The 26,511-nt window shown below is 61.2% G+C and carries 38 protein-coding genes; 19 read left to right on the top strand and 19 right to left on the bottom strand.

Translation table 11 applies throughout. The features are described from left to right. Window positions 1–3: 3 nt before the first annotated feature. The 13 genes from ACFOPH_RS02900 to ACFOPH_RS02960 all read right to left on the bottom strand — a co-directional run bounded on the left by ACFOPH_RS02900 (window position 4) and on the right by ACFOPH_RS02960 (window position 7,289). Window positions 4–1,068 (bottom strand): tyrosine-type recombinase/integrase, encoded by a 1,065-nt coding sequence (locus ACFOPH_RS02900; protein ID WP_312547634.1) that lies wholly within the window; start codon window positions 1,066–1,068, stop codon window positions 4–6. Then, window positions 1,061–1,288: a DUF4224 domain-containing protein gene (locus tag ACFOPH_RS02905; RefSeq protein ID WP_312547633.1), complete on the bottom strand. Its 228-nt coding sequence runs from the start codon at window positions 1,286–1,288 to the stop codon at window positions 1,061–1,063. Before ACFOPH_RS02905 ends, ACFOPH_RS02900 begins: the two co-directional genes overlap by 8 nt. Before the next feature lie 42 nt (window positions 1,289–1,330). Beyond that, complete coding sequence (locus tag ACFOPH_RS02910; RefSeq protein ID WP_312547632.1) at window positions 1,331–1,651, bottom strand: hypothetical protein; 321 nt, start codon at window positions 1,649–1,651, stop codon at window positions 1,331–1,333. 9 nt (window positions 1,652–1,660) lie between these two features. Further along, on the bottom strand, window positions 1,661–1,867 hold the full coding sequence (locus ACFOPH_RS02915) for a hypothetical protein (RefSeq protein ID WP_379733380.1): 207 nt from the start codon (window positions 1,865–1,867) through the stop codon (window positions 1,661–1,663). A gap of 1 nt (window position 1,868) precedes the next feature. Then, window positions 1,869–3,068, bottom strand: coding sequence for a hypothetical protein (locus tag ACFOPH_RS02920; protein ID WP_379733383.1), 1,200 nt, complete (start codon window positions 3,066–3,068; stop codon window positions 1,869–1,871). A 3-nt stretch (window positions 3,069–3,071) separates the two neighbouring features. Then, window positions 3,072–3,617: a hypothetical protein gene (locus tag ACFOPH_RS02925; protein ID WP_379733386.1), complete on the bottom strand. Its 546-nt coding sequence runs from the start codon at window positions 3,615–3,617 to the stop codon at window positions 3,072–3,074. Continuing rightward, window positions 3,614–4,669, bottom strand: a complete 1,056-nt coding sequence (locus ACFOPH_RS02930) for a hypothetical protein (RefSeq protein ID WP_379733389.1) — start codon at window positions 4,667–4,669, stop codon at window positions 3,614–3,616. The genes ACFOPH_RS02925 and ACFOPH_RS02930 overlap by 4 nt, the downstream gene beginning before the upstream one ends. A 26-nt stretch (window positions 4,670–4,695) precedes the next feature. Next, window positions 4,696–4,860 carry a hypothetical protein gene (locus tag ACFOPH_RS02935; protein WP_379733392.1) on the bottom strand — a complete coding sequence of 55 codons (165 nt, stop codon included), beginning with the start codon at window positions 4,858–4,860 and terminating at the stop codon, window positions 4,696–4,698. 38 nt (window positions 4,861–4,898) lie between these two features. Further along, a complete protein-coding gene (locus tag ACFOPH_RS02940) occupies window positions 4,899–5,795 on the bottom strand; it encodes a recombination-associated protein RdgC (RefSeq protein ID WP_379733395.1) in 897 nt (298 codons plus the stop codon). Between the two features lie 136 nt (window positions 5,796–5,931). Continuing rightward, entirely contained in the window at window positions 5,932–6,066 is a 135-nt protein-coding gene (locus ACFOPH_RS02945) for a hypothetical protein (RefSeq protein WP_379733398.1), read from the bottom strand. A 96-nt stretch (window positions 6,067–6,162) separates the two neighbouring features. Continuing rightward, a complete protein-coding gene (locus ACFOPH_RS02950) occupies window positions 6,163–6,588 on the bottom strand; it encodes a hypothetical protein (protein ID WP_379733401.1) in 426 nt (141 codons plus the stop codon). A gap of 70 nt (window positions 6,589–6,658) precedes the next feature. Next, window positions 6,659–7,081 carry a hypothetical protein gene (locus ACFOPH_RS02955; protein WP_379733403.1) on the bottom strand — a complete coding sequence of 141 codons (423 nt, stop codon included), beginning with the start codon at window positions 7,079–7,081 and terminating at the stop codon, window positions 6,659–6,661. 10 nt (window positions 7,082–7,091) lie between these two features. After that, the gene (locus ACFOPH_RS02960; protein WP_379733406.1) at window positions 7,092–7,289 is read right to left on the bottom strand and encodes a hypothetical protein; all 198 of its coding nucleotides are present in this window, start codon (window positions 7,287–7,289) and stop codon (window positions 7,092–7,094) included. 635 nt (window positions 7,290–7,924) lie between these two features. Between ACFOPH_RS02960 and ACFOPH_RS02965 the strand changes: the two genes are divergently transcribed. After that, a complete protein-coding gene (locus ACFOPH_RS02965; RefSeq protein ID WP_379733409.1) occupies window positions 7,925–8,302 on the top strand; it encodes a hypothetical protein in 378 nt (125 codons plus the stop codon). Between the two features lie 24 nt (window positions 8,303–8,326). Here the strand turns inward: ACFOPH_RS02965 and ACFOPH_RS02970 are convergent, their stop codons facing one another. The 3 genes from ACFOPH_RS02970 to ACFOPH_RS02980 form a co-directional block, all read right to left on the bottom strand. Further along, window positions 8,327–9,187 carry a DUF3037 domain-containing protein gene (locus tag ACFOPH_RS02970; RefSeq protein ID WP_379733412.1) on the bottom strand — a complete coding sequence of 287 codons (861 nt, stop codon included), beginning with the start codon at window positions 9,185–9,187 and terminating at the stop codon, window positions 8,327–8,329. Next, the gene (locus tag ACFOPH_RS02975) at window positions 9,172–9,903 is read right to left on the bottom strand and encodes a HipA family kinase (RefSeq protein ID WP_379733415.1); all 732 of its coding nucleotides are present in this window, start codon (window positions 9,901–9,903) and stop codon (window positions 9,172–9,174) included. The genes ACFOPH_RS02970 and ACFOPH_RS02975 overlap by 16 nt, the downstream gene beginning before the upstream one ends. Window positions 9,904–11,178: 1,275 nt before the next feature. Beyond that, on the bottom strand, window positions 11,179–11,946 hold the full coding sequence (locus ACFOPH_RS02980) for a LexA family protein (protein WP_379733418.1): 768 nt from the start codon (window positions 11,944–11,946) through the stop codon (window positions 11,179–11,181). Between the two features lie 58 nt (window positions 11,947–12,004). On the opposite strand from ACFOPH_RS02980, the gene ACFOPH_RS02985 reads away from it, so the two are divergent. From ACFOPH_RS02985 to ACFOPH_RS03020, 8 genes are all read left to right on the top strand, one after another. Then, entirely contained in the window at window positions 12,005–12,271 is a 267-nt protein-coding gene (locus ACFOPH_RS02985) for a hypothetical protein (protein WP_379733421.1), read from the top strand. 137 nt (window positions 12,272–12,408) lie between these two features. Then, window positions 12,409–12,861, top strand: coding sequence for a phage regulatory CII family protein (locus ACFOPH_RS02990; RefSeq protein ID WP_312547607.1), 453 nt, complete (start codon window positions 12,409–12,411; stop codon window positions 12,859–12,861). A gap of 59 nt (window positions 12,862–12,920) precedes the next feature. Next, on the top strand, window positions 12,921–13,223 hold the full coding sequence (locus tag ACFOPH_RS02995; RefSeq protein WP_379733424.1) for a hypothetical protein: 303 nt from the start codon (window positions 12,921–12,923) through the stop codon (window positions 13,221–13,223). A 229-nt stretch (window positions 13,224–13,452) separates the two neighbouring features. Next, window positions 13,453–13,713, top strand: coding sequence for a hypothetical protein (locus tag ACFOPH_RS03000; protein WP_379733427.1), 261 nt, complete (start codon window positions 13,453–13,455; stop codon window positions 13,711–13,713). Then, window positions 13,710–14,426 carry a hypothetical protein gene (locus ACFOPH_RS03005; protein ID WP_379733430.1) on the top strand — a complete coding sequence of 239 codons (717 nt, stop codon included), beginning with the start codon at window positions 13,710–13,712 and terminating at the stop codon, window positions 14,424–14,426. Before ACFOPH_RS03000 ends, ACFOPH_RS03005 begins: the two co-directional genes overlap by 4 nt. Continuing rightward, window positions 14,423–14,899 (top strand): ArsR family transcriptional regulator, encoded by a 477-nt coding sequence (locus ACFOPH_RS03010; protein WP_379733433.1) that lies wholly within the window; start codon window positions 14,423–14,425, stop codon window positions 14,897–14,899. Before ACFOPH_RS03005 ends, ACFOPH_RS03010 begins: the two co-directional genes overlap by 4 nt. Then, the gene (locus ACFOPH_RS03015) at window positions 14,896–17,184 is read left to right on the top strand and encodes a DNA cytosine methyltransferase (RefSeq protein WP_379733436.1); all 2,289 of its coding nucleotides are present in this window, start codon (window positions 14,896–14,898) and stop codon (window positions 17,182–17,184) included. The genes ACFOPH_RS03010 and ACFOPH_RS03015 overlap by 4 nt, the downstream gene beginning before the upstream one ends. A gap of 109 nt (window positions 17,185–17,293) precedes the next feature. After that, entirely contained in the window at window positions 17,294–17,725 is a 432-nt protein-coding gene (locus ACFOPH_RS03020) for a hypothetical protein (RefSeq protein ID WP_379733439.1), read from the top strand. A gap of 26 nt (window positions 17,726–17,751) precedes the next feature. On the opposite strand, the gene ACFOPH_RS03025 is transcribed toward ACFOPH_RS03020, so the two are convergent. Then, window positions 17,752–18,408: a hypothetical protein gene (locus ACFOPH_RS03025; protein WP_379733442.1), complete on the bottom strand. Its 657-nt coding sequence runs from the start codon at window positions 18,406–18,408 to the stop codon at window positions 17,752–17,754. Window positions 18,409–18,422: 14 nt separating this feature from the next. Here ACFOPH_RS03025 and ACFOPH_RS03030 point away from each other — a divergent pair, with 14 nt between their 5' ends. From ACFOPH_RS03030 to ACFOPH_RS03060, 7 genes are read left to right on the top strand one after another with little or no spacing between them, the layout of a single operon-like run. Continuing rightward, complete coding sequence (locus tag ACFOPH_RS03030; RefSeq protein WP_379733445.1) at window positions 18,423–18,959, top strand: Ref family recombination enhancement nuclease; 537 nt, start codon at window positions 18,423–18,425, stop codon at window positions 18,957–18,959. Further along, the gene (locus ACFOPH_RS03035; RefSeq protein ID WP_379733448.1) at window positions 18,944–20,200 is read left to right on the top strand and encodes a DNA-methyltransferase; all 1,257 of its coding nucleotides are present in this window, start codon (window positions 18,944–18,946) and stop codon (window positions 20,198–20,200) included. The genes ACFOPH_RS03030 and ACFOPH_RS03035 overlap by 16 nt, the downstream gene beginning before the upstream one ends. A gap of 29 nt (window positions 20,201–20,229) precedes the next feature. After that, on the top strand, window positions 20,230–20,958 hold the full coding sequence (locus ACFOPH_RS03040; RefSeq protein ID WP_379733451.1) for a phage antirepressor KilAC domain-containing protein: 729 nt from the start codon (window positions 20,230–20,232) through the stop codon (window positions 20,956–20,958). Then, the gene (locus tag ACFOPH_RS03045) at window positions 20,951–21,631 is read left to right on the top strand and encodes a hypothetical protein (RefSeq protein ID WP_379733454.1); all 681 of its coding nucleotides are present in this window, start codon (window positions 20,951–20,953) and stop codon (window positions 21,629–21,631) included. Before ACFOPH_RS03040 ends, ACFOPH_RS03045 begins: the two co-directional genes overlap by 8 nt. Beyond that, on the top strand, window positions 21,628–21,879 hold the full coding sequence (locus ACFOPH_RS03050) for a hypothetical protein (protein ID WP_379733457.1): 252 nt from the start codon (window positions 21,628–21,630) through the stop codon (window positions 21,877–21,879). Before ACFOPH_RS03045 ends, ACFOPH_RS03050 begins: the two co-directional genes overlap by 4 nt. A gap of 1 nt (window position 21,880) precedes the next feature. Further along, entirely contained in the window at window positions 21,881–22,228 is a 348-nt protein-coding gene (locus ACFOPH_RS03055) for a hypothetical protein (RefSeq protein ID WP_379733460.1), read from the top strand. Then, window positions 22,225–22,569, top strand: coding sequence for a DUF1064 domain-containing protein (locus ACFOPH_RS03060; RefSeq protein ID WP_379733463.1), 345 nt, complete (start codon window positions 22,225–22,227; stop codon window positions 22,567–22,569). The genes ACFOPH_RS03055 and ACFOPH_RS03060 overlap by 4 nt, the downstream gene beginning before the upstream one ends. 35 nt (window positions 22,570–22,604) lie before the next feature. Here ACFOPH_RS03060 and ACFOPH_RS03065 read toward each other — a convergent pair whose 3' ends face one another. Next, the gene (locus ACFOPH_RS03065) at window positions 22,605–23,045 is read right to left on the bottom strand and encodes a hypothetical protein (protein WP_379733467.1); all 441 of its coding nucleotides are present in this window, start codon (window positions 23,043–23,045) and stop codon (window positions 22,605–22,607) included. Next, the gene (locus ACFOPH_RS03070; RefSeq protein WP_379733102.1) at window positions 23,042–24,253 is read right to left on the bottom strand and encodes an ISL3 family transposase; all 1,212 of its coding nucleotides are present in this window, start codon (window positions 24,251–24,253) and stop codon (window positions 23,042–23,044) included. Before ACFOPH_RS03070 ends, ACFOPH_RS03065 begins: the two co-directional genes overlap by 4 nt. 532 nt (window positions 24,254–24,785) lie before the next feature. On the opposite strand from ACFOPH_RS03070, the gene ACFOPH_RS03075 reads away from it, so the two are divergent. From ACFOPH_RS03075 to ACFOPH_RS03085, 3 genes are all read left to right on the top strand, one after another. Continuing rightward, window positions 24,786–25,079 (top strand): type II toxin-antitoxin system RelE/ParE family toxin, encoded by a 294-nt coding sequence (locus ACFOPH_RS03075; protein ID WP_379733470.1) that lies wholly within the window; start codon window positions 24,786–24,788, stop codon window positions 25,077–25,079. 98 nt (window positions 25,080–25,177) lie between these two features. Beyond that, window positions 25,178–25,558 (top strand): addiction module antidote protein, encoded by a 381-nt coding sequence (locus ACFOPH_RS03080; RefSeq protein WP_379733473.1) that lies wholly within the window; start codon window positions 25,178–25,180, stop codon window positions 25,556–25,558. A gap of 174 nt (window positions 25,559–25,732) precedes the next feature. Next, window positions 25,733–26,161 carry a hypothetical protein gene (locus ACFOPH_RS03085; RefSeq protein ID WP_379733475.1) on the top strand — a complete coding sequence of 143 codons (429 nt, stop codon included), beginning with the start codon at window positions 25,733–25,735 and terminating at the stop codon, window positions 26,159–26,161. Window positions 26,162–26,511: the final 350 nt, after the last annotated feature.

Raw genomic sequence — 26,511 nt, forward strand, 5'->3', positions numbered from 1 at the left:
TATTCAAACGCGGATTTTTCCCGGCTGGACCCGCTCCGGCAGGCGGCGATAAACCCGCTGGGTGACCTGGCTGTCGGCGTGAGCGAGCAGGGCGCGTGCATGCTCTAGGGTCTCTGCGTCGCTGGCGCACTTGGCACGTAGGTCGTGCTCTGTGAAGCGCTCCTTTACCTTCGTTTCTTTGAGTACGCGCTCCATGAAGCGCTGCCACATTGAATCCCAGCCGCTGGCCGTGCCTTTGGCCTCGTCGTAGTAGCACTCGCCCTTGCGGGTGCAGAAGAGCCAGGGCGCGATGTCGACCGGGCGCACGTCCTTTGCGACCTCGACCGCCTGGCGCAGCTCGGGTGACCACTCGTAGATGATCCGCTTTCCGCTGCTGTGCTCGGTCTTGCGTGGCGTTACATGGATTCCATCCTCCTGCAGGTCGGCACTGGTCAGCCGCAGGATGTCGCCGCGGCGCAGCCCGGTCAAAAGCTTGAGGCGGATATAAGCCTGGAGCACGAGCACGCTTCCCTTCTTCCGCTTGCTCTCCAGTGCCAGGCACTCCACGACTTCCCAGTCCTCGATGTAGCGATCGCGCGGCTTCTCGCCGGCGAGCCGCACCTCTCCCTTGAATGGGTGGCGGTCGATATATCCCCATTCGACCGCCTTGGTGAACGCGTGCGACAACACGTCGATTGCCCGGTTCGCCGCGACCGGTGTCGCGCGCCGCTTGTCGGCATACTGGTAGACGTGCTGGGGCTTCATCCAGGTCAACGGCGCCTCTCCGAAAACAGCCTTCAGGTTCCGCAGGGCGCGATTGTTCTCCACCTGGGTGCGCGCGTTCTTCGTAGGGACCACCTCGAGGGCGTAGCGGTCGAGGAGGGCGCCGATGGTCTTGGCGCCGTCGACCTGGCCCAGCCGCCGGGCCCACTCGGCATACGCCTCCGGCAGGCTGGCACCGAGCCGGAACTTGCGCTTTCCATCCCACTGATCCTCCAGGCCGCGCGGCACCTGGTAGTAGTAGGCGCCATGTTCCGCCACCCAGCGCGCCGGCAGCCCGACATTTTCTTTTCTGCGTTTCCTAGGCATTCAGGCTATTCCAGTTCGGTGTAAATTCGCGGGTCTTCTTGTGTTTGTCGGCGGCACAGCCGAACATCTTCTCGACATGTGCTCGGGCGATCGCCAGGCTGCCGTCGGGCCGCTGCCGAAATTCTATTCCCATCGAACGCAGGACTTTGGCTTGCGCCGCGCGCTGCACGCGTTCCGTCATACTCGAAATCTCATCTGCGCTGAGAAACATATCGCTCATCTCTCATTCCTCCATGCTCTAGCCGCCTATGCGGCCGGTCATCTATTTCGAATTCTCGTCCGTTGCCGCTGACCGCCGCCTCAGCAATTCCGCGGCTTCTTCAGGACGATAGCGATCCATCTTCAGTTCCATTTCGATGTGCTTCGGTGCGCCCGGCCTTGCAGCCGACTTCTTCACCTCGTCGCACGCTCGCGCAACCGCCGCCTCATAGTCATCGATTCCGAACCATGCGACGTTCGCCCAGCCGATGCTGACTACCCACAGCTTGACCCACCCCGACTCTTGGATCTTCTTCTGGCGAGCGCGGGCGCGTTCGATGAGGACTTCAAGCTGATCTTCGTCCAACTGCTCGATGTCGGTCATGCTGCCTCCTTAGTGGAGCGTGGCCATGCGAAGGCCGCGCTTTTGCATTTCCAGCCCGCAGATCATCAGGCCCGCGAAGCATTCGCTATGGCGCTCGGAATCAGGCGCCTCGCGCGCCGCCTGCGCCATATCGGCTTGCGCCTCCTTCGCGGCAGCGATCAGTGCATCGTCGCTCAGTGCCGCCAAGTGCGCGGCGATGTCGAATTCTTGGTTCATATCAGTCTTTCCCGCCTACCGGCGAATTAGGGGAATCCGAGGGCAATAACACTTCATCGGCTGCGCCGGGCGTGGGAAACGTGCCGCCGAGGTGCCAACGCCAGCCGCGTGATGTCTTTTGCCAGAATCCGCCGCCCGCCCAGCTTTCGCGCGCCTTCGTGCCTTCCAGGTAATCGGTCCACGGACGATTGCGGCGGTGCCATTCGTTGCGCAGCGGCGGATCTGCTTCCACTGGCGCGCTCTCGGCCTGGGTGCCTTGGGCGGCAAGGATGGCTTTGAACACGTCGGCAAGCGCGCCGGGCGTTTCGATGACCAGCACCTGTGCGCCGCGCTCTTCGATTGCGCCATTCTCTGCAACAGCCGCGTCCCACATCTGAAACGGCGTCAGTTCCTTAGCCGGTGCTGGTGCAGTGGATTGAGCGGCGCTGCGAGCGGCGCGTTTGAGCCAGCCGTCCCAAGCGGCGGCGGTCTCGTCGCTCCAGTAATACCAGCCATCTTTGCCAGGACCGGCGTATTCGCCACCCATGTTCTCGTAGTCGTCCTTGCACTCCGCCTCGAACTCCCGGCGCTCGGCCTCTACGTCCAGCTCGCGTGCGGCGACAGGTGACCAGATCGGCACAAGCGGCACTGCCTCGGCTTCAACCCACATGGCAGCGCATGCGGCAGTGCGCTCTATACCTTCCTGCTTGCCGTTGCGCACCATGCCCCCAGCAGCACGGCGGGATGCGGCGATAGCGTCGCGCAGTTGCAGTGCGTAGGCGCGCCATTGGCGTTTGTTGCATTCGGCAATCTGCAAATTCCGCCAGGTGGCGCGATAGTCGGCGTCCCAATCCTCGGGCGTATCCAGCACCGCGCCCATGTCAGCAGCGCCCAGCATTTCAGGCAGAGGCGGCAGTTCCACCTTCTCCGCTATCTGCGGGGATGGGGCGACAGGCTGGAGCACTTCAACATTTTTGTGATTGCTGAAGCCCGACAGGACGCACTTGGTGATGAAGTAGAAGTTGCGGCCCTTGTCGTAGATGACTTCCTCGTCTTCCTTTCCGGCATGCAGGATCAGCTTGGCTCGCTGGCTATAGTGTTTGTCGCCGATAGTGAAGCGCAGCTTGTCGCCGACTCGGACTTGGCCCGGCTTTGTCACCGGTGTCCATGCCATTACGGCTGCGCCTGCGGTGATCTGGTCGTTCGTGAGGGTGGTGTTCATGGGTCAGTCCCCGAATTTGATTTTGCCGTCGAGCAGCCCGGCGATAATGGTGTTGAATTCCCAGCAGTAGACTTGCGCCTCGACGTAGATGCGCAGGCCATCGCGGTAGTCATGCTTCTTCCGTCGAATGAATGCCTCGGCCGCCTCCTTCGTGAGGTGCGAGTTCACGATCTCCCAGCGCTCGTCCCAGCCGGACACGGTGTGCTCTGGCAGTTCGGCCAGGATGTCCCACTGATCCTGTTCGCTGAGTGCCAGGAAGCCGCAGCTGCTTTGCTCTTGGGCCAGCCGGTGCAGGCGTGCACGCTGCTCTTCACTCTGATCGCCCCAGTAGTCCAGCACGCTGAAGTACATGCTTTCGTCGACGTAGACGGCCCATTTGTCCGTGTAGTCGCGGTCAATGCCGAACGTGATGCGGCGGGCCTGGACGGTGAACAGTGCGTCAGCCGTGCTGTGCCAGTCCACACCTTCGCCGCGCACGTGATGCCGCAGGCGCTGCACGAAATCGTCGAACGTTTCAGCGGTCAGTGCCGCTCCGGTTGCAAGGTTCACTTTGCACCTCCGCTCTTCTCCTGTTCGGCAGTCTGTGCCGCTCCAATAGTGGAGGCGGCAGGAGCAGCGGCGAGCATCGCGCGGTAGACCTTGCCGAACATGCGCGGCGCGGGCAAATCCTCGGCTGCGTGAACCATTGCTTCGGTCGGCTCGACCGGCACCAGCTTCCAGCCTTCCGGCACTGCCGGCGCTGCTGCTGGCTTGGTGGCGATATCCGACAATCGATAGACCGGCTCGGCGGCAGGTAACTCGGCGGCGAGAAACGCCTGTGCGGCTGGCTTGGTGGCGAGAAGGGATTGAACGTCCGACAAGCGCACCATGTACGATTGGTCGTCGGCGTTCTTGAACACTTCGAGTCCGCTCAGGTCGGCGGTCGGCTTGGTGGCGACAGATACTGCGGCGCGGACCCATTCTTCGATCTTGCGCTTCGCTTCCTGGCGCGCGGCGCCGCTCGGAATGTATTCGAGCAGGTAGTCGAGATTGTCCGGCAGTTCATCGCCCGATGCGGTAGCAGGAGAGGCGGCAAGAGCCTCGGTGGTGTCGCCACACGCAGGGCAGAGCGGGCCGACGCTGCCGCACATGCGGTCGGTTTCGCCTTCCCACTCGCAGGAGGTGCAGCCTCGGCGTTCGGTCGGTGCAGGAGCTGCGGCGCGCTCGATGCGGGCGACCACGGATTTCAGGTCGATGCGGCGGATCTCGTGCTTCGGGTCTGCTTCGTGCGCAGCGGACAGGCACTCGTTGCGCACCGCTTCAGCGATCAACATGTCGCGGGCGTGGGTCGGGGCATCGCCCGAGGTAGCGGCATCGTCGGCGCCGGCGAGGTACAGCTTCTCGCCAGGCTGGACCTTGCCCAACAGCTTGAACACCGGGGCGAGCGTGTCGCCGTCATAGCCCTCGAACACCGCTACGGCAGCGCCGGCGTTGGCTGGCTTGGTGCGGCCGGCGTCGACCGGAACTGCAGGCGCGCCCGGCGCCTCCCAGTTTATGGTCTCGTTCGGCTTGCGGTCTTCGGCGCGCCGCTGTTTGTTCTCGCTGTTGTTCGTGGTGTCCATGTTCTCTCGCCTGGTTGTGTGAATGTTTATTTGTTCTTGTCGGGATCCGGGCTCTTGGGCGCCGGTGCTGCGCTGCTGATGTCGGCCATGTCCTGGCGGTAGAGCCGGCCGCGAGGGACAGCCGCGGCGGCGGCGATGTCCTTCCGGTCCTGGGCCGTGTTGCCGCCGAGTTGGCGCTCGAGTCGCGTCATGCCCATACCGCTCCAGCCGCGGCGCTTGCGCCGCGCGATCATGCCTTCGCCTCGCCGCCCAGGGCCTCGACCAGGTCGCCCAGCAGCTTGGCCAGCTCGCCGGTCATTAGCATGATGTCGTTGTCGAAACGCTCGTCATCGCTGTAGGTGATGGCCTCGCCTTCCTTGATGACATCCAGCGGCTTGACGCCCTTGATCGCCAGCGATTCGGTGAGCACAAACGAGACGCGGCTGTTCCACGTCATCGCCAGGCGCGTCGACTGCTTGCCGGCCGCGATGTGGCGGCGGATGTCTTCCGGGTCCAGCGAGTGCTTCACATAACGCACGGCGGCACGGCTTTCCCCGGTGGCGCGCAGCTCGGCGTCCTGGTCGATCGTGAAGTTGTACGGCGCTTCGTCCGACTCGAGCCAGCCGGTCATCACGGCCACCGGCGAACGTTGCACGCGCAGCGATTCCAGCGGCAGCTTGTCGACGGCCTTGAGCAGCAGCTTGATGACGTCGTCGGCCTTCGAAGGGCTGGCGGCATCGACCACCAGCCAGCCGTTTACCGGGTCGATCCAGGTCCAGACATTGCTGCGGATCGAGAATGCGCGCGGCAGCAGTTCGTCGGCCACGCGTTCCTTCAATTCCTTCATCGCCTTTTTGCCCGGCGGGAAGCCCTGCTGCTCTTCCAGTTCGGCCGCCTTGGCCTTCGCCACTTGGTTGATGACCGAGCTCGGCAGTAGTTTCTTTTCCGTGCCCAGCATCATCAGCATCTGCTTGTTGACCACGTGGACCAGCTTGCCGTTGCCGCGCGGCGAATCCCAGCCCTGGCGCAGCAGTTCATTGCTGCTGGCCGGCGTGAAAGCCTGCGACTGCAGCGCGTCTTCCATTTGTTCAGGGGTGAACGCCCAGTTCTGGGGCAGGCGGTAAATCTGAAGATTCTTGAACCACATAGTTGATGTCCTTGAATTTGTTGTCGCCGCGCTTACTGTGCGAGCGCTTGGGTGTAGAGGATCACGAGGACCAGCAAGACCGCTGCGGCGCACTCGATTGCGTAGGAGACTAGCCGGGCCCGGATCTGCCGCTGGCTCATGCGAGCACCATCACGGTCACGCCCATGGCGCCGGCGTCGTAAGCTGCAGCCTCCAGCGCGGCTGGATCGCCGATGGCGGTGTAGGTCTCGGGGCGGTCGTTTTCATCGCGGACCGTGATTCGAAAGCGCATGTCGTTCTCCCTAGTTGGTGGTCGGGGCCGATGTGACCCTCTCAGTGCTGAAGCCCCGTCATGCGGGGCGTGTTCGGGCCGGTGAAGCCGCGCGCTTCAACCAGGCAGGTCCGCCAGCGCAAAGATGATGCCGCGGCAGTACGGCTCACCGTCCTCGACGATCTCAAAGGTCTCGTGTGTGATGTCGGTGCTGATAACCCAGCTATAGCCCGGTTCGCCTTCCCAGGCAGCGCGGATGACGGCGCCGCTGTTCTCGCGCTTGAAGTAGTCGCGCATCTCGTCTTTATCGTCGCGGTCGATGTCTTCGAAATCCGGCAGCAGGCCCTTCTGGTCGACAGTTGCGGTACCTCCGCCGTAACAACCGACCTCGTCGTAGATCGCGCCACGGAACTCCAGCAGGTCGTCACTGGCGCCAAAGGCCACGACCAGGCCAGCGGCTTTGGCTTGGCGCTCCTCGGTGCGGGCGATCTCTTGGCCGTATTCGCGGCCAGTCAGCAGCATGGCCAGTTCCTTTGCGTTCATCGTGTCGGTCTCCGGTTTCGTTCGGTTGTGCACTGGCGCCGTGCCGGCGGCCCGGTAGGGCGAAATTCGGTTAGAAGCCGTTGCGCGCCTCGTTCATGGCCTGGATCGCAGCGCGGACAATCGCCGCCACGACCGCTTCGTCTTTGCCTGGGTGGTCGGCATAGGCCTCGCTCACGTTGCGGCGCCGGCCACCGACGCCCACCGACACCACACCCTCGTCGTCGTCCGCGTGCACGCTCAGGCCCAGCAGGCCAATCAGCGGGCCGGCTGCGTTCCAGCTGCGGCGCCATTTGTCGAGCGGCATGGAGCTCGAGGTGCGCGGGTGGTTGCGGCTGCTGAAGTACGTCCGGCTCGGCCTGGTGGCCTGCAGCTCGGTGATGGTCGTGATATAGGCTGGGCGGACCACCTTCATCCCGTGCATCGCGTCAGCCAGGGCGATCTCGTCATCGATCGCTTCCTCGACGTATTGCTGGGACCAGAGAATCAAGTTCATCGTCAGCTCCTCACGCCACCAGGGCCGGGTATTTACCGCGGCGCTCTTCCATAAACAGGTCGAACTCGACGTCACCCATGTCCGTGCAGTCAGTCCAGTCCGGGCAGCGAGTTGCGATCTCGGCCGGGTGGGCCCAGTCAGCTTTCTGGCCACTCGGGCTCACCATGAAGCGCGCGCCGGGGAATGGGGTGGGTTGTTTGGTGCTCATCGTTTGCTCCTGTTCGTCATGCCTCGCTCTGCCTCTGCCAGCTGCCACCCAAGCTCCCTCCGGATCTGCTCCGGGGAGGGCGGCGGCGTCCTCTCTGCCTGGCGCTGCCGCATCCAATTGCGCACTTGCTCATTGCTCGGCTTGCTGGTCTGCGTCATCGCTGGCTCCTGGTGAGTTCGCTGCGTCGATGAACTAACTTTACCAAAACGATAAAGCGAACTCAAGAAGTATTTATCAAAAAGATTAAGTTGGTGTTAGAATTGGTTCCGTCGCTGTTGTTGAGCGACCGCAAGCCTGGAGCAGGGAGGGGAAACCGCCGACGTCCAGGCCCAAGAGCCAAGGACGTCCGGGAGGGGCAACGCGTGGGTGGATCGTAGAGCGCGCCGGGGGATCAGGTGGAAGCACCTGAGAAGTCTGCGAACAAGCGAAAGTGTCCGAAGTGCGAAAGCAAGGGATGCAGTAGCCCGACACGAAAGCCGGCGTTTTTTCGTCGGCCTCTAGGGAGGGTTACGCTCTGGAACCGAGGCTCTGCTGGGATAAATCAAAACCGATAACCCAAGAACACCTGGTTGATCAGCCAAGAACAAGAACCTCAACAGTACCTATAGAGGGTGCGCAGAAAAAAAGGCCCGAAAATGCCCGAAAAATTGACCCTTGCGGTCTACCTCGAACGCCGCGGCGTCGTGAAGGCCTTGACCCGCATCGAGGCGGAAGTATTCGGAGTCCAGTATCCGCTGGTGAAGGGCTGGGCGCACAGACATGGCACCGACGAGATCACGCAGGCCATGCTGGATCAGCTGCAGGAGAAAATCGGCCGAGCGCGCTCGTCGACGGCGGAGAAGGCCCGGCGCGGCCTGAACGGTGTAGAGGGTGTGAAGCCGACGCAGGCCACTAAGAGGCGCCTTGGTTCCAAAGCCTCGCAAGCTCTGGCTGAGCCGATTCAAAAGCTATCGCCGATCTGTGGGTTTGTACTGCGACGCGCGAATCGCTACCGCGTACGCAGTCATACTTAGTTAGAGCAGTACCACCGAGCCACCTTAAAACCGGTGGAATAAATGATGGTCATCTGTCGCAAAGTCTATAATTTCATTCTCTGCTTGTGCTGGAATCGTAATAACGTCTAACGCTTCTAGGTCTTGTTTAATTTCTTCAAATGCAGAATAGCGCTTCGATTCCTCTGGCGGAGGAGACTCAATCGCAAACATTAAAGCTTTGGGCAGCGTGCGACGTCGGCGCATTCTACTAATCCTATCCACCCACAGACCGCCGTGCGCGATGATTTTGGATGGTTCTGGTTGCGCTAGATAGAACGGCTTGATTGCTTTAATTGGCACATGCCTATCTTCTTGAACGAGCGGGAACTGTGCAGAGGCGAACTCATCACCCAACTCTGCCGCTCGAAACGGTTTTGGCAAATTTAGTGATTGCACTAAATTACGAATCCGACGTTCTAATATTGTCTCTTTATATTCTACAGTGACGAAATTTCGCTCTACGTAGTAACCGAAGAGTTTGTCGAGAACTTTGACAGGATCGTCAGCCATGCGAGCACGAGGGCTGCTGAATCTGATTAAAGCTTCTCGCGGGTGAACGAGAGCATCAAATAACTTTCGAATTTCGACGGGCGAACCCTTTAAATCTGAGTGAGCGATGTATTGGACCCGCGAAAGCTCACGCGAGAACATTTCAATAGCTTCCTTATAGGATTCCTTGCCGATGTCTGGAAAGAAATTGGTAACCCTTCCATGTCGCTTTCGCTGCTGCAATCTAAATCCAAAGTAGCCTTGCGCGGGACAGGCCAATATGATGCCGATATTTACAAACTCTTCGGTTTCGGGAAAAGGCATGAATCGCACTATCGCGTACCGGCAGGCATGCCTCATTACGCTAGAGTCCATAAGCCATTCCCTTTACATCCTTCGAGTATCGATAATGCGGCGGCATAATCGAGCAATTCATCATCGGTGCCTGTTTTAACTTTCCATTCCTGTGGTGCAGTATTGCATGCATCGTCCCAGCGCTCCAATGCATCTTGCATCTTTGTGCTGTACACCGCTTGGAGCGCTGGATCATTTTTGATTGAATCCCATTCTTCGCGGAACACATGATACTGCAGAAAAACTGTGGGCCAAAAATCATCATCGAACGCAAAAGCGTGATCGATGACTACTAGCTCTTTAGACCCTGGAGACCACAGTAAATTCGGGTTATCATAAATTCGATCCGAGTTTCTGATCCACCAGTCGAATACGATCACTGCTCTCCGTAGGTCCATAGGCACTTCGGATATGAAGCTATTTTCGAACCATTGTGCCTGGGTTCGCGCAAGCGAGGCAAACGCGATTCCTGACCCTAAGGCCTGGTAGGAAGCTGGACTCTCGTCCAATAACTCCTGTGAAACTCGCACCTGCCTAAACGGAGGGACGGGCAGCCCAAATGATTCTGCGAGATGGGCGACAACCCATTCGCAAAACTGCCCGCGCACGCCTGCAGTCTTACCTTTCACATAGTATAGCTGTTCGTCTTCCGCACGACACAGAAACGGCATGGTTCGCCCTTGTTCAGCCGGCCGCAATATCTCAATGATCTCTAGTGGGGCAATATTTGAAGTCATATTTGTTAGTTCTTATGCACAGCCGTCGAGTGCTCCACTGCGCGACAGTGCTCTTCCATCATGTGTGAAGAGCAGCGGCTGCAAGTGAGATGCGTCAAAGCGTGCCGTGTTGCCCTATTGATTGGCGAGCAAGAAGTGCGTAGCCAGAAGCAGTACCAGCACTCCGGCCGCTACCGCAGATGCTCGCACGTTCAGCTCACGTGGTCGGTGCCCACACTGCTGGCACGTGGTCACGCGGGTGGTAACAAACCCACAGTCCGGGCAAGTTCGAAGGAGCATGGTCGACCTGATGGAGCGGCAGCTGCGCGTGCCGTATCGCCTGCTGAGTATATCCTGCTAGCAATGCCAAAAATCTAACCAATTGTCGCGCTAGGGCGTCAATGGCCGAGTGGACTCCTTCGCTGCGCGCGCCGCCAACTCTAGTTCATTGGCCGCATGAGTTGCTGCCGAGGTGAATTTTGCAGTACACCCGATATCCCAAGAACACAGCAGCTGAATTTGCGCCTCGGGCCGTACCCATTCGGCTGATCTGATTTGGGCCCCAGGCCTTGACTCTCTTTGCGGTCGCCCGAACCGGCCGCTGATCGACTTCGAAATCTCAGCGAAGTCATCGGCTTGGGACGTGCTGGCGTCGAAGGAGCTTAGCGTCCCATCTTTCTTAATCGTCGCCCGGTAGGCGCCGCCCGCGGCCCAGCGAGGCCGCTGGTCGGATCCGGGAACCTTTAATGATCCCCAGAGATAGCCTCCAGGCAATCGATTTGGACGATCGACCCAACATAGGGAGCGCACATCAGTGCCGAGCTCAACGAGTGAGCACTGTCGAATAGGCATCTTGAGCTTGCCACCCAAGGGGAGGCCAAGGACCGTCACCGTTTCCGCAGCGCCGGCGGCAGCGCATGCGGCAGACAGCGCCAAGGCAGCGAGAAGTGGAACGAGTTTCATGATGCTCCAGGTCGGCATCAAGGCGTGCCGTAGCGCCTAAAACGGTAGCGGTTCAGTGGCCTCAGCCGGCGGGATTGACAGGTCGACCTCATGCAGCGACAGCTCTTCGAGTTGCAGCAGTGCGAGCAGCTCATGAGTCTGAAACGGGGCGTACGCGGTAAAACCATTCCGTTTCACAGCAACAAGCATTATCGGCTCTGACCTAAAGTGACACTGCAGCTGAGCGAGCAAGCTGTCGCCGCGTCCTGGCTGCGCCCAGGCCACATCGACGATTGCCACGCGCACGGGCGCGCCATGCGGAGAAAATACCGCAGTCCGAACCTTCATCCTCTATTACCCGCCCCGGCGGAAACGCTTGCGGTGTTCGGTCATTACGCCGATCACGATGAGGTGGTCGATGTCGCTGCGCAAGGTTGGAAAGTCATCGTTCAGAGGAACTAGCTCAAAAACCATGTTCCCGTTCGCATCCATCCCGCGAGGGCGATACTTCTTAAACGTTGCCTGGTTGCTTCCGTTCCTCGCGACTACGAAGTCGCCAGGATTTGGCGACAGCTCGGGGTCGATAATCACTCGGTCGCCTGGTCGGAAGTCCGGCATCATCGAGAGCCCTTCGATATCCAGGGCGAACGCCCAGCGGGACAATTTCTCGTCTGTGTACTCCACTGCAAATCCAGATCCCACCGGGTAAGGGTTCTCCATGTCTTTTAGTGCGCCCGCCTGCACTGCTGAGATTACCGGCACTGGGCGCACGCCGATGAGTGCGGGCGATACGTTCGAATCGAATGACGCAGGGGCGCCCTCCGACTTAGGAAGTTGCGGCTCACCGTCCGCCGTTGCCTCCATCTCTGGATGAGGAGCGTCGAGCCAGTTTGCTGGCAGTTCGAAAGCTTGTTCGATCCGTCTTGCGATCGAGTTCCCTATGTTCTTAGTTGGGTTTGGCCCTATTAACTGGCTGACTTGGGACGGGTCCATCTTCACCAGACGACCGAGCGCCGCCTTGCCGCCGCAGCTGGCTGCCAGTTTGCGGGCGTTCTCACGCCGAATCTCTTCTCTTGTCATCGGTAAATGATCGCTGTTTTTATCATTGAGATAAACGACCAAAAAGATAAACTAATGCTTGTGTCTGCTTTATCTTTTTGGTAAAGTCGTCCGCATGGACATGAGAACTTACCTGCAGCAGGCCACGCCAGAACAGCGTGAAGCCTTAGCGGTCGCCGTGAAGTCTTCGGTCGGCTACTTCTACCTGATCGGCGGTGGGCATCGACGCGCGTCACCGCGTCTGGCCAAGCGCTTGGTCGAGGCGGAGCCAAAGCTGACGCTTTCGGGGCTTCGTCCGGACATTTGGAGCCCGGCGCCCGCCACTGCTCCTGAGAGCCCAATGCGCCGAGCCACCGACGGCGTAGCCGCCGACGAGCGTAAGGCATAAAGACCCAGGGCGCTTTGTAGGGCGCGGCTAACAAGTAACAGGGCTGTAGGCATTTGGCTCTTAAGTTTCCAAGTTTCAACAGATGCATTGTGGCATCGACAAGTTACCAAAACATCATTCTCTTACAGGTCAACAGCATGAACGCCAAAGACGCCTTCCATCAAACCGTCCACAACGCCCCAGGTGGTTGCGTCGCACTGGCTGCCCGCATGGACATGTCGCCGACCATCCTGCGCAACAAGGCGAACCCGAACAACAACGTCAACGTCGTGACGATCGACGACATCGAGCGCGTGATGTCGCTGACGGGGGATTACTCGGTGCTGTACGCCCTGGCCGAGGCGCATGGCTTCGTGCTGACCAAGCTCGAAGAGCAGCCGGCGTCTGACATGGGCGTTCTCGAGAACGTCACGGACATCTGGCAGCGCCTGGGCGACGTCGCCAACGAGGTGCACAAGACGCTCGAAGACGGCCGCGTCGAGCCACACGAGGTGGTGGCAGTGCGCAAGTCGGTGTTTCGCGCCTTCCGGCCAATGATGCAGCTGATCGAGCGCCTGAATGGGATGTCCGAGAAGCCGGTTTCGAAGTGAGCAGGGCCCAGGCGGCGGGGCATGCCGTCACCAATACAACCAGAGCAGGGAGTCAACGAATGAGTACCGCAACCGCTGCAGCCGCAGCAACTGAACTGACCGAGGCATTCAACCCGAGCGCGCTGTTGGACGTGCTGATCGGCCGCCTGCAGCTGAAGAACGACGCAGCACTGTCGCGCGCCCTGGAGGTGCCGCCGCCCGTGATCAGCAAAATCCGCCACCGCCGCCTGCCGGTGGGCGCGACGCTCCTGATCCGCATGAATGAGGTGACGGGCATCCCCATCCAGGACTTGCGCGCACTGATGGGCGACCGCCGCGCGAAGTTCCGCCCAGCCCACGGCATCGGCGCTCAGGACGAGTAGTCCGTTCCCCACCGATACCACGATAACCCGGCCCCAGTCCTCAAGACTGAGCCACGTCAGCGAAAGGAAGTAGATGGATCAAAAGGAAGAAGAGCAGCCGCCGGCGCCGATCGAGCCCGGTCATGTGATGAGCCGCGAGGCGTACAGGCGTCTGGTGGAAGAGCAGCAGAAATAACAAAGCCCGGCGGCAACCGGGCTTCTTGAAACAAGTACAACTACGGAGAACCGCATGTTAGCAGAAAAAGAGAAAGCACCGGCGCAAACCGGTGAAGAGCAGTCTTCGCCCGGCGCAGCGCCCGCACAGCACTGGTTCATCAATCGGCCGGAAAGCGATGCGACCTCGCTTACCGATCTGGTGATTGCCGAGAACCGCAAGAACGACTGGTTGCGCGCTGGCGACGTGGTCTACGTTGCTGAGATCCGCCGCCACACGCTCACCGATGCCGACCTGGACACCGCGGCGCGCGCCGTGATCGGCGGTGCAGCATGAGCAAACACGCCAATCTGCGCCTGACCGCGAAGCTGCTGCCGATCATCGCACCATTCATCGCAAAAAACGACATCCGCTACTACCTGAACGCAATCAACGTCCGTCCGCACAAGGATGGAGGCGCCGTTATCTGCGCAACGAATGGCCACGCCTTGGGCGCCATCCACGATCGTGATGCCGTCTGCGAGCACGAGGTGATCCTCCGCTTCGACGCACGCATGCAGCAGGCCTGCGCTGGCGGCCCAAAGGACGAGCGCGCTGTGGTAATGATCGGCGATCGCTTGGCAGTGGTCGATGAAGGCGGTACTGACGTTTATATCCAAGCAGGCCGTCCGGACGTCGAGGCAACGTTTCCGAGCTACGCCCGAGTGATTCCTAAGATGGAAGAGCTGCGCCCGGGATTGGTCGGCATGTTCGGCGCGAACTTGATTACGCTGTGCGAAAAAGCAGCAGCTGCTGCAGCAAAGGCCAGCGGGAAGAAGCTGCAACATGACACTGCTATGCAGTTTTTCAGCGTCAAAGGTGATCCGAACCTTAGTGCAGTGGTGCGTCTGTGGGCGGCACCGGAATTTATCGGCGTGTTGATGCCGATGCGCGCCGCGACGATGGCTGTGATGCCGTCCTGGGCTATGAGCCTGCCTCCTGTTGATGATCTGGCCAGTATGACGAAGACCGCTGCAGCTCCAGCAGCGACCGAAGAGGTGCCAGCATGACCCGCATCCGCCACGTCACCCCACGCCAAACGGCCCTCCGCCTCGAGCGCATCTGCAACTTGGTCACCACGCTGCTCGAGCGCGACCTGGCGCGCGATGAAGTCGCCAGCCTGCTGAAGGTCACGCCCTCGGGCGCCCGCAAGTACGTCGGTGACCTGCGCGCAGCAGGCGTCATCGAATCGGCCCGCTATGTCGGTGGCACGAAGACCGCACTCGGCGAGCCGGTGTACACGCTGACCATGACCGCGGAGAAGGCGCGGGAATACCTGGAGAGCCTGACGACGAACGCACCGGCGCGCGCCGCCAAGCAGTCGAAGTCGGCGATGGGCATCGCCTCGCGCGACCCGAGCCGCCGCTTTCACATCATGCATGACGACGCTCCGTTCTCGATCCGCGTCAACCGCGCGCCGGTCGCCCGGGACTGGCTGGTGACTGCGTTCTTCGGCGCTGGCCGTCATGAGGTGCGTGTATGAAGCGCGACCTGATGACCATGGCGCTCGACTTGGGCAACGAGCTGATCATCGACAACTTCGCCGGCGGCGGCGGCACCAGCACTGGCCTGGAGGCGGCATTCGGCCGGCCGGTCGACATCGCGATCAACCACGATCCGGAAGCGCTGGCCATGCACGCCATTAACCACCCGCACACGAAGCACCTGTGCGAGAGCGTGTGGGACGTCGACCCGATCGAGGTGACCGGCAACCAGCCTGTTGGCTTGGTGTGGCTGTCGCCGGACTGCAAGCACTTCAGCAAGGCGAAGGGCGGCAAGCCGGTCGAGAAGAAGATTCGCGGCCTCGCCTGGGTGACCATGCGTTGGGCGGCGAAGTGCAAGCCGCGCGTGATCATGCTCGAGAACGTCGAGGAGTTCCAGACCTGGGGCCCGCTAAAGCAGCTGGATGACGGCACCTGGCGACCGGACCCGGCGAAGCGCGGCGTCACCTTCCGCAGCTTCGTCCGCCAGCTGGAGCAGCACGGCTACAAGGTCGAGCACCGCGAGCTGCGAGCGAGCGACCACGCGACCCCGACGATCCGCAAACGATTCTTCCTGGTGGCGCGCCGCGACGGCCTGCCGATCCGCTGGCCAACGGCGACCCACGGCGCCCCGAACTCGCCAGGCGTCCTCGCTGGCAAGCTGCAGCCACACCGCACCGCGGCGGAGTGCATCGACTGGTCGCTGCCGTGCCCGAGCATCTTCGGTCGCAAGCGCCCGCTGGCCGACGCCACGTTGCGCCGCATCGCGAAGGGCATCATGCGCTATGTGGTCGACGCGGCAGATCCATTCATCGTCGGCCAGGGTGGCCCGCTCTACGCCGGCAAGCCGGTGACGGCGAACCAGCCGATCGGCACCCTGACCACGGAGAACCACCGCGCCGTAGTCGTGCCGAGTATCGTCCCGGTTACGCACCAGGGCAGCGACCGCAGCGAGTCCGTGCACGAGCCGTTCCGCACGATCACTGGCGCGCAGCGCGGCGAGAAGGCGCTGGCCACCGCAACGATGGTGCAGGTCGGGTATGGCGAGCGTCCGGGTGTCTATCACTGCGCAGAGTGCGCGCTCGACTTCGAAGACAAGCACGCCACCGGCGCTGGTGGACTTGCGCCGGCCGAGTGCCCGCAGTGCGGCGAAGAAGAGCGTATCTCGGTGGTGCGCGCCCCCCAGGAGCCACGCGCCCTCGATATTGATCGGCCCCTCGGCACGATTGTCGGCTCTACTAAGGCCGCTCTGGTCACCGCATTCCTCAATGAGCACGCGAACGCGAGCAACCAGCGCGTGATGCCGGCGGACGAGCCGCTGCGCACCCTCTGCGCTCAGGTCAAAGGCGGCCACTTCAGCATGGTCTCGGCCGCCCTGGTCGGCGTAGGTGGGCGTGCCGGTGACAGCCGCCCACGCGGCGCCGACGAGCCGACCGCGACGATCACTGCCAAGGGCGATACCGCGGTGGCTACGGCGTTCCTGGCGAAGCACTACACCGGCGTCGTTGGTTCTGAGATGGAGCAGCCAATCGGCACTGTGACCGGCACTGACCACCACAGCCTGGTTACGGCCCATCTGACCAAGTTCCGCACTGGGTCGACCGGCAGTGACCTGGCCGAGCCTGTGCCGACGATCACGGCAGGGCCGAAAGAGAACCCGGCCGGCGCTCCTCATGCGCTGGGCTTGGTCACCGCCCACATCCAGCGCGACATGGGACAGAGCATCGGCCACGCTGCTGACGCCCCGCTTGGCACCGTCACCGCCGGCGGCGGAGGCAAGTCGGCCCTCGTGTCGAGTCATCTGGTAAAGCTGCGCGGCACCAGCACTGCGGCCGGCGCCGACGAGCCACTGCACACGATTAGTGCCGGCGGCCAGCATCACGCCGAGGTGCGCGCCTTCCTACTGGCTTACTACGGCACCGATCAGGACCAGAGCCCGGACTCGCCGCTGGCGACGGTCACCAGCCGCGATCGCTTCGGCTTGGTGACCATCAAGGGCGTGGACTACCAGATCGTGGACATCGGTCTGCGCATGCTGGCGCCGCACGAGCTGTATCGGGCCCAGGGCTTCCCGGCCCACTACATCATCGACGAGATTCCGGATCCGGCGCTGCTGTTCGTCGATGGCGAGCAGGTTGCTGCCGACCCGCTGTCGCTGCCCCGCGTGCGCCTGACCAAGTCGGCCCAGGTGCGCATGTGCGGCAACAGCGTCTGTCCGCCGCTGTCGGAGGCGCTGATCCGCGCGAACTTCGCGCACGAACGCCAGATCCTCGGGAGGGCCGCATGACCTGCATCACCCGCTCGGCGCCTCGCTGCGTCGCATGCCGGCAGCCCGAGGGCGCACAGCACGTGCCCGGCTGCCAATTCGCAAAATTCGTTATTCGGAGGGCTCAGTAATGGGCAAGCGTGACCAGAAACCCCGTGTCGCCAGCAAGCACACGTTCCCTTACACCGCTGGGCAGTACATGTACCGGCACGGCCCTCAAACCGAGGACGCTTTGTTCAAGGCGATGGGCGACAGCGTTCCCGCCGCTGGCCGGGGCGATCTCATTCAGCGCTGCCTGAGCAGCGGCTGGTTCGCGCTGGCGAATAACGACATGATCACCTGCAGCGAGTTCGCCCGCGCGCACTACGACAAGGCCGAGGGCATCGTGAAGGTCGAGTACGTCGGCCAGATCGCTGTATCGCGCGAGGCGACTGCGTACAAGCAGCCGCCGCTGAGCCGGAAGTACATGATCAACTCGCGCGGCATCCGCCAGGACATCCCAGCCTGGTCGGTGCGCCCGGCCGGCTTCGGCTTCAAGAGCATTGGCGGAGGGGAGGCGTGACGATTTTTACAAAATGGGTTGCTCGGCTAAGAGTCGCGGGGGCGCTTAGCGAACTCCGGGCGATGTTGCTTAAGCCCGGCAACGCAGCGCTTAACGTTGGTCACGCACAGCTCGATGGGTACTGGACTCCAGTTGTGCCAGTTTGCAATCGCTCCGGTTTCAAGATTTCTTTGACTCTGCAAATGCTGTTCGATTCGAGCCATATTGTCGCGGAAATCTTGCAAAGCCTTTCTAAGCGTGGTCAGAGCAAGGATCGCATTATACGAGCCGAGTTCATGAGCCGAAACTGCCTTCAAGGAATCAAGCAAGCTTTCCGTTATGGCTTCGTCATATTTATGGCGCAATACCAAATAATCAAATCCGCCGTCGTGAAAGATCGTGCTCATGCTTTCGGTGAATTTTTCGACCGATTCAGCCAGCGCTACGATTTGATCGTATGTTCGTGCACTGGACAGTTGCTCCGCTTCGCGCATCGTGTCAACGGCGGCTTGCGCTTGTCGCTCTCCCAAGAAGTAAGCGATGAGGATAGCTGCGATCGAACCTACAGCCTGAACCCAAGAGGCCCATTCACCAGCATTGAGCCCGTAGCCTCGACCTATCGATACCAGCGCAGCTCCGGCACTAATAACAAGAAGTGTCGTACGTACGGGCGAGCTGCTACGCGGAGAGCGAATGGTTGTCATCTGGGAATCTTATCATGATGCGCCGCTCATCCCTCATCCAGGGCAAGCCGCTCAAGCCCGGCAAGCCCCTGCAGCGCAAGACGGCGATGTCGCGCAGCACCGGGCTCAAGACTCCGACCGCCGGCGCAGGCCTGCTGCGCGTCGCTGCGGTCCAGGTGAAAGCCCGCGCTGACAAGAAGGCCCGCGAGCGCAAGCTGCCAAAGCCGATGAAGTCGCGCGGCATGAAGGGCCGCCCGCCGACCGCCGAAGAAAAGCGCTTCATGGACCAGATGGGTGCACTGCCGTGCATCGCCTGCTTGAAGGACGGGTGGCTGATCCACACAGTCAGCCTCCATCACATCGACGGCCGCACGAAGCCGGGCGCGCACTTCCTGGTGCTCCCGCTCTGCGCACCGCACCACCAGCAGGACGACACGGATCCGCGCCAGCGCATCAGCCTGCACGGCAGGAAGGCGACGTTCCAGGCGCGGTACGGCACCGAGCGCGAGCTGCTGGCGGAGTGCTTGGCGGAATTGAAAGCACAGGGAGAGGCGGAATGCGAGATGCCGTAACGAATGACGCAGTTGACGTCGCCGCGCCATTCGTACTGCATCTGGGCGATTGCATTGCGGTGATGCGGACGCTGCCTGATAGCAGCGTTGACGCGATTGTGACTGACCCGCCTTACGAACTCGGCTTCATGGGCAAGAGCTGGGACGCGAGCGGCATTGCCAACCGCGTCGAGCTGTGGAGCGAGGCGCTGCGCGTGCTAAAGCCCGGCGGTCACCTCCTGGCGTTCAGCGGTTCGCGCACCTACCACCGGATGGCTGTAGCAATCGAAGATGCAGGATTCGAAATCCGCGACCAAGTAATGTGGGTATATGGATCAGGATTTCCGAAATCCCGAAACATCGCTGAGCAAGACATGGGCGGCGAAGACGCCGCGCGCTGGGAAGGGTGGGGCACGGCGCTCAAGCCGGCGCACGAACCAATCTGCGTCGCTCGCAAACCTCTGGTTGGAACTGTAGCGGCAAACGTGCTGCAGTTCGGGCCAGGGGCGCTGAATATTGATGCCTGTCGCGTCCATGGCGACGATGCTCAAGGCGGGACTTACACCGTCAAGCGGCTGAAGCCTGGCGCTACCCTCAACGCCACCGGTGGCAACTGGCGGCCGGAAGGGAGTGACGCCGCTGTGTTTCATGGCGAGATGAAGCCGGGCCGCTGGCCCGCCAACATTATTCACGACGGCAGTGAGGAGGTTGTAGCGTTGTTTCCGACTGAAGCCGGGCAGCAGGCGGCGCTCAAGACGCGCAACAGCGACAAGACGCGCAACACGTTCGGCGACTTCGCCGGCACCGCGAATGCCGAATTTACGCCGCACGACGCTCGCGGCAGCGCTGCTCGCTTCTTTTACTGCGCTAAGGCCAGCCGCAAGGATCGCAATGAAGGCTTGGCCAGTTCCGACGCCCCGGCCGTAGCTAACGAGGCCACCATGCGCGAGCGCGAAGACGCGAACTGGCCTGCCCGCAACGGCAACTACCACCCGACGGTGAAACCGACTGATCTCATGGCTTACTTGGCGCGCTTGGTGACGCCCCGCGGCGGCTTAGTGCTGGACCCCTTCATGGGCAGTGGTTCGACAGGGAAGGCGTGCATCCGGGAGGGATTCCGCTTTATCGGCATCGACATGACGCCGGAGTATGTCGCGATCGCGCGGGCTCGGATTGAACACGAGCTGGGGTGCGTAACTGCCGCCGCTGAGGCTGCCGCCATTCCGGCGCCGCAGAGAGACCTATTCGAGGATGCCGCCTGACGCGGCTCCAATATTGGAAAGGAAACGACATGGGAAGCATGCTGACTTTGCACCACGCCGGCGCCGCCGAGCAGACGATGTCGAGCCGCGAGATCGCCGATATCTGCGAGGCGCGCCACAACGACGTCATCGCCACGATCGAGCGCCTGATCAACGAGGGGGTTTTACGACTTGGTCGTAATACTGCCCGGCCGCACCTGCCCGACGGCGGCGGCCGCCCGACGATGGTATATGACCTGTGCCGCCGCGACTGCCTGGTGGTGGTCTCGGGCTACAACGCCGCGCTGCGCGCGCGGATCATCGACCGCTGGATGGAGCTGGAAGCCACCGCGCCGGCGCCGGCCCTGCCGCAATCGTTCGCCGATGCGCTGCGCCTGGCAGCCGACCAGCAGGACATCATCACCGCCCAGGCCGCGCAGTTGCAGGCCGCGGCGCCGGCCGTGGAGTTCGTAGAGCGCTACGCCGACTCGACCGGCACGAAGGGTTTCCGCCAGGTGGCCAAGCTGCTGGGCGCCAACGAAAACCAGTTCCGCGAGTTCCTGCTCGACGAGAAGATCCTGTACCGGCTCGGGCGCGAGCTGACGCCGCATGCCCAGCACATCACCGCGGGCCGGTTCTGCGTCAAGGCCGGCACCGCCCAGAACAGCGGCCACGCCTACAACGCCGCGCGCTTTACGCCTAAGGGTGTCACCTGGGTGGCGGGCGAGTGGGGCAAGTGGAAGGTCCGCCAGCAGGCGGGGGAGGTGGGCCATGCTTAGCCGCGAAGCCCTCCGCCAAGCGGCCGAAACACTGCCGGCCGTGACCGTCGATTCTGCAACCCTGCTCGAGCTGCTGGACGCCGCCGAGCGGACCCCAAAGGCCAAGGCTCCGCGCGCGCCGCGCCAGGTCAACGACGATGACGAGAAGTGCGCACGCTGGCTGTACGGCGCCATCCTCAATACCGCGCCAAAGTTTAAGGAGCCGAACTTCAAGGCCTGGGCCAACGAGGTGCGCCTAATGCGCGAGCGCGACGGCTGCACGCACCGTGAAATCTGCGAACTGTTTCAGTGGGCGCACACCATCCCCTTCTGGCGCGGGAACATCCTCAGCCCGGCGAAGCTGCGCGAGCACTGGGACCGCCTGACGATCCAGCGCGACGCCGCGGCCGCACCGAAGCCGGCCGCCACTGCGCCATGGTGGACGAGCGAGGCGGCAAAGCTGGCCAAGGCGAACGAGGTGGGGGTCGGGCCCGCGCGTATCGGTGAATCGACGGCAGCCTGGGAGATGCGCATTCGCGAGGCGATCGACAACGGCGGCAAGCCGCCGGCGCCACAGGTGCGCATCCGGCCCACGGCCGACGCGGCGAACACGCAGGAGCAGCGCGGCACGATGCCGGCAGGACTCAACCTCAAGGCCCTGATCCGTTCGGCGCCACCGCCGAGGGCTGCATGACCACTCTGGCAGGCGACATCTGCGCCCAGTGCACGCACTTCAAGATGAAGGAGTACCCGGACCACGCCAAGGTAGGGTTGGGCCGGTGCATGGGCTACGACGGCACGTTCACGCCGCTGGCCAACCCATTCCGCGCCTGGAGCACGAAAGCATGCTCGCGCTTCAGGCAGGACTGGACGAACCGGGCGGCGCGCCAGGAGTGGATCGACAAACAAACGGCGAAGGCCGAACAACCGATGCAAGGGTGATATGAGCAAACAAGGAATGGCGGCAAACCGGCGCTTGGCCGTGCTGTTGGGCTGGACGGAGCTGTTTGAAGTGCCAGGCGCCATACTCGGCGCGCCGCCGGCTGGGCAGCCTGCTGGGCGCGGTCAGGCGAGGGTGCCAGACTGGACGGGCGACTGGCGCGACTGTGGGCCGCTGCTGGCCCAGCACCGGATGTCGCTCGACGGGACGGCTCTTGATGCGGTAGCGCGATGCCGCCCATATGAGGCGCCGGTCGGCACTGCCGCATATGTGGATTTCGCCACAGAGGATGCCGCAGTACGTGCGGCAATCGTGGCGGCCGTTGTGGCCCACCTGGAGGCGCGCCAATGAAGCGAGGGCTCCAAGCACTCGGCCGCCTCAAGACCGGCGCCATGAACAAAACCGAGGCAGCCTACGCCGCGACGCTAGAACATCGGCGCCACGCCGGCGAGGTCGCCTGGTTCAAGTTCGAAGGGATCAAGTTGCGCCTGGCGGACAACACCTTTTACTCGCCGGACTTCGCCGTCATGCTCGCCGACGGCCAGCTGGAGATGCACGAGGTGAAGGGCTATTGGCTCGACGACGCGCGGGCGAAGATCAAGATCGCCGCCGACCTGTACCCCATGCGCTTCCTGGCGATCCAGGCGAAGCCGAAGAAGGAGGGCGGCGGCTGGGCGGTGGAAGAGTTTTGATGGGGCAGATATCCCGCTTCCCCTCTCGGCATCGATCAATGCTCGTTCATCGGGCCGTAATCGTCGTGCGTCCCGCGAGTGACCCGGTCTAGTAAGCGGACTGCTTCGTGAACGTCTCGAATCGTGGTCAGGAGTAGGCTCCGCATCTGGACACGGAACGACGCAAGTATTTTCTCCTTTTCAGACAACTCTGGTCCGAGGCCTTCAACACGGTCCACGCAGTATCGTCTCAGCAGAGTGTTGTATTCTTTGATTAGATCATTGTTCAATATCGCGACCTCCATTACACCATTTAAGCCTGAGTAAGCCTGAATGATGCTGTGGCGGACGGTCGCGTCTTCAATCTCTGTAAGCCGTCCCACCATAGCTCGGTAAATCGGAAACCGGTCGGTGGCGATAGGGATAAGAAGATTGAAAATCTCACCTGGCGCATCGCGTTTCAGCTCGATAACGTTTGCCCCATTAAAAAGGTTCATCGCACTTTGCCGGGGAACGCATCCTTGATTTTCAGGAAGAAGTAGGATGCGTCCCGAAAACCGTAGGCCATGCGCTTGATGACCTTGATGCGGTTGTTGACGCCTTCAAGGATCGATGAGCTCATCGGATAGATGGCTGATGCCAGGATGCCGCGGCGATATTTGGCCAGGCGTTTGGCAAACTGGATCAGCGGTGCGATCTGGCTTTGCAAGGCGAGCTTGAGCCAGGCTTTCCACCGCCGGGCACCGTCCCGGACTGATGGCGCATACCAGATTTCCTTCAGCTCGGTCTTGAGCAGGTAAACCGTTGCCAAGGGCTGGTTGGCAGCCAACAGCTCTTCGAGCTTGACGGCCTGCTCGGCCTTGAGGTTGTCACGATTGCGCAGTAACAGCCAGCGACTGCGCTTGATGACCTGGCGGGCTTTTGGTTCGGCACGCAAGGCATTGGCCTGGTCGACACGAACCCGGTCGACCACTTCGCGACCGAAGCGCGCCACCACATGAAACAGGTCGTAGACGACTTCTGCGTTTGGACATTGCTGGCGAACTTCGAGGTCCATGGCCGTGTTCATATCCATGGCAACGGCTTCGATCCGCTGGCAGCCTTCCTCTCCCAGCAACTCGAAGAACGGCCGAATCGCTTCCCGGCTATTGCCTTCTCCCACCCATAGCACCCGCATTCGTTCGGCATCCAGGGCGACAGTGGCGTACCGGTGCCCCTTGTGCAGGGCGAATTCGTCCATGACCAAGCGCCGTACGCCTTCTGCCGAGAAGCCACCATGCAGGTGCTGCAAGCGCCGATGATCGATGTCCTTGATGGTATGCCAGTGCAGGCCGGTCAACCGGGCCACATGGGCTATCGGAAGCAGCTGTGCCAGCGCCTCCACCCAGAGGCGCACGCGGTGCGTGATGCGCGCCCGGCGGTCGAGCCAAACAATGTGCTCGGCTACCCGTGCGTCGCAGTGATGGCAGTCCAGTCGCCGCACCGGCACATCGAGCCAGACACGCCTATCCAGAATGTCGCGGTCACGCACCTTACGCCTTCGGCACTCATGAACCAGAGCGCAAGGCTGGCGGCATGCCCCGCACAAAGCTTCGCTTGAAGGGCTGGTATCGAGAACGATTAACAGCGACCCGTCCTCTTGTTCGTGGACGGCATCGACAATATGGCCTTCCCAAAACGGGACAGACGGCATAGCATTGAGCATGGCGGTGGTTTGACAGACTGATTTGTTTGGCGACTATCAATCTACCAACATCAGACCTCCGCCACCACCTCCTGCTCAGTTCGTCAATCCCGTCTTCCCCCATTCCCCGCGAAGAACCATTAAAAAGGCCGGCTGCGAAGATTAGTTCGTCACGCAGAGCGAGCGTGACCGCCATAGCGTTATCCTTTTGTTGCTTAACGGCTGCAGCAGCAGCGTCCTGCTTTTGGCGCCAAGGAACATAGATCGCGATCCCAATGCCGATGGTGGAGCCAACAGCTTGAAGCCATCCCGCCACCTCGTTCGACCCAAGACCGTTCTTTAGGGCTGCATACGTGAGGCCCCCAGTCAGCAACGCGCATATGAGCGCGCCAACGGCAAGCCCACTTAGGTGCACAATATTTTTCATTCCTACAGAGTAACATGCATCGAGAAAAATGTAATCACTCGATCACAAGATGCTTGACCTTCTGTAATCATTCGATTACAATGTCTTCACTGGTTCAGCAAGCCAGGTTGAGTAGAAAGGAGGTAAATGGACATTAGGCAGCATCCAAGATTTCTGAAGTTCTTCGGTGAAGTCAAGGATGCAGTAACAAAGGCCAAGCTTCTGGCGAGTATCAAGAGGCTGGCAGCTGGGAACCCTGGGAAAGCAAAATCAGTAGGCGAAGGGGTTTGGGAGTTGAAGATTGATTACGGACCGGGATGGCGGATTTATTACACAAAGGTCGGTAGCGAAATCATGATACTTCTAACCGGCGGAACGAAGAACGGGCAGCAACAGGACATCGAAACTGCCAAGCAAATGGCCCGAGAGATCGGGCAGTAGTAGAGGCCGGGGAGTGATCCCCGGCTATTAAGCGAAGCAGTTAGTAAGTCAGTAGTGACTTGGGTAGGTAGTACTACATAGAGGAAGCGAGAGCGATTATGACAACAGTAAAAGACACTGAGGTGACTGCTGACGACACTAGTGGTTCGAAAATCGAACCATTGGCGAAGTTTGATGTAGCAGAGCATCTGGATTCGCCCGAAGTCCTCGCTGCGTACCTAAGTGAGTTCTTTGAGGAAGGCGACCCGGCAATGATTGCGGAAGCCTTGGGCGATGCGTCGCGCGCGAAGGGAATGGCGGGAGTTGCCAGCCGGGCCGGCTTAGCTCGGGAGTCCCTATACAAGGCGCTTCGCCCTGGGAGTCAACCAAGGTTGGAGACCATTTTGCGAGTGTTGAAAGCCTTGGGGATGCGGCTAGTAGTACAACCAAGTTCTGACGTTGGCAGCGATTCAGATAGTGACGACCAAAAGTATAATTAGTGCTATAAAAACAGCAGTATCCTTTCTACTCAACCAAATTTGCTACTTGGCCCCCACTTGTTGGGGGCTTTTTTTGTCCATAGATTGCCACAGGTTGTCATTTGGAAAAGTTCGGGCAGGGCAAGAAAATACGCCTGTCGTGCTACGCTGCTGAGGTCTTAATGGAGAGAAATCATGAACCTCGCTGCGACCCTCGGAATGGCTCCTACCTCGACCCTGCGCCGTGCTCCCAAGGCGACCGCGCCAGCGCCTGCATTCAATAAGCCCGACCCCTACGGCATCCTGATGGCGTGTTGGGTTGACTTCATGCACACGAACGACCGCGACCTGGGTTCGCGTGGCATGAAGCTCGAGGGCGATTCGGGGACGGACGTTGGAGTGCACGAGGCGCAGCGCCTCGCCGACATCAAGGCTGGCGAGGCCGTCAATGCAATGGTCGACAGCCTATCCATCCAACACCGCTGGGCGATCTACCGCAGCCAAGGTATCTCGACCGCGTGGCGCTTCCAGAACGCGAACTACGCCGAGGTGCTGGAGGCCGCCCGCAACGATCTCGAACAGAAGCTGCAAAAGAACGTTGCAACTCGGCTGTACTTCTCGTAAACTAGCGGCATAGGGCGACTTCGCACGCCCAAAGAAAAGCTCGAACCGTCAAACGTTCGGGCTTTTTTCGTTTACGGCCCACTTGGCAGATAGCCCTGGGGCTCGTCCTGGCCTGCCTCATCCGAGGTAGGCAACCTACCTAGCGAGGTGACACATGAAGCACTAGCCCAACCTGAGCCTGGTCTTCACGTGTAAGCGCGACGAAACGCGCACGGGGTCACAGTTGCCCGATGAGTGCCGGAGCACCCGCCCGGCGATACTCAAGAGACGGCGCCGACGCACACTCGAATATGACCTGGCATTGGCCAGAACAGACGGCGCTACCCCAGGCGCGCCACGTCGCCGGACGC

This window comes from Massilia haematophila (assembly GCF_042647645.1).
In the GTDB taxonomy this organism is placed as follows: domain Bacteria; phylum Pseudomonadota; class Gammaproteobacteria; order Burkholderiales; family Burkholderiaceae_D; genus Telluria; species Telluria haematophila.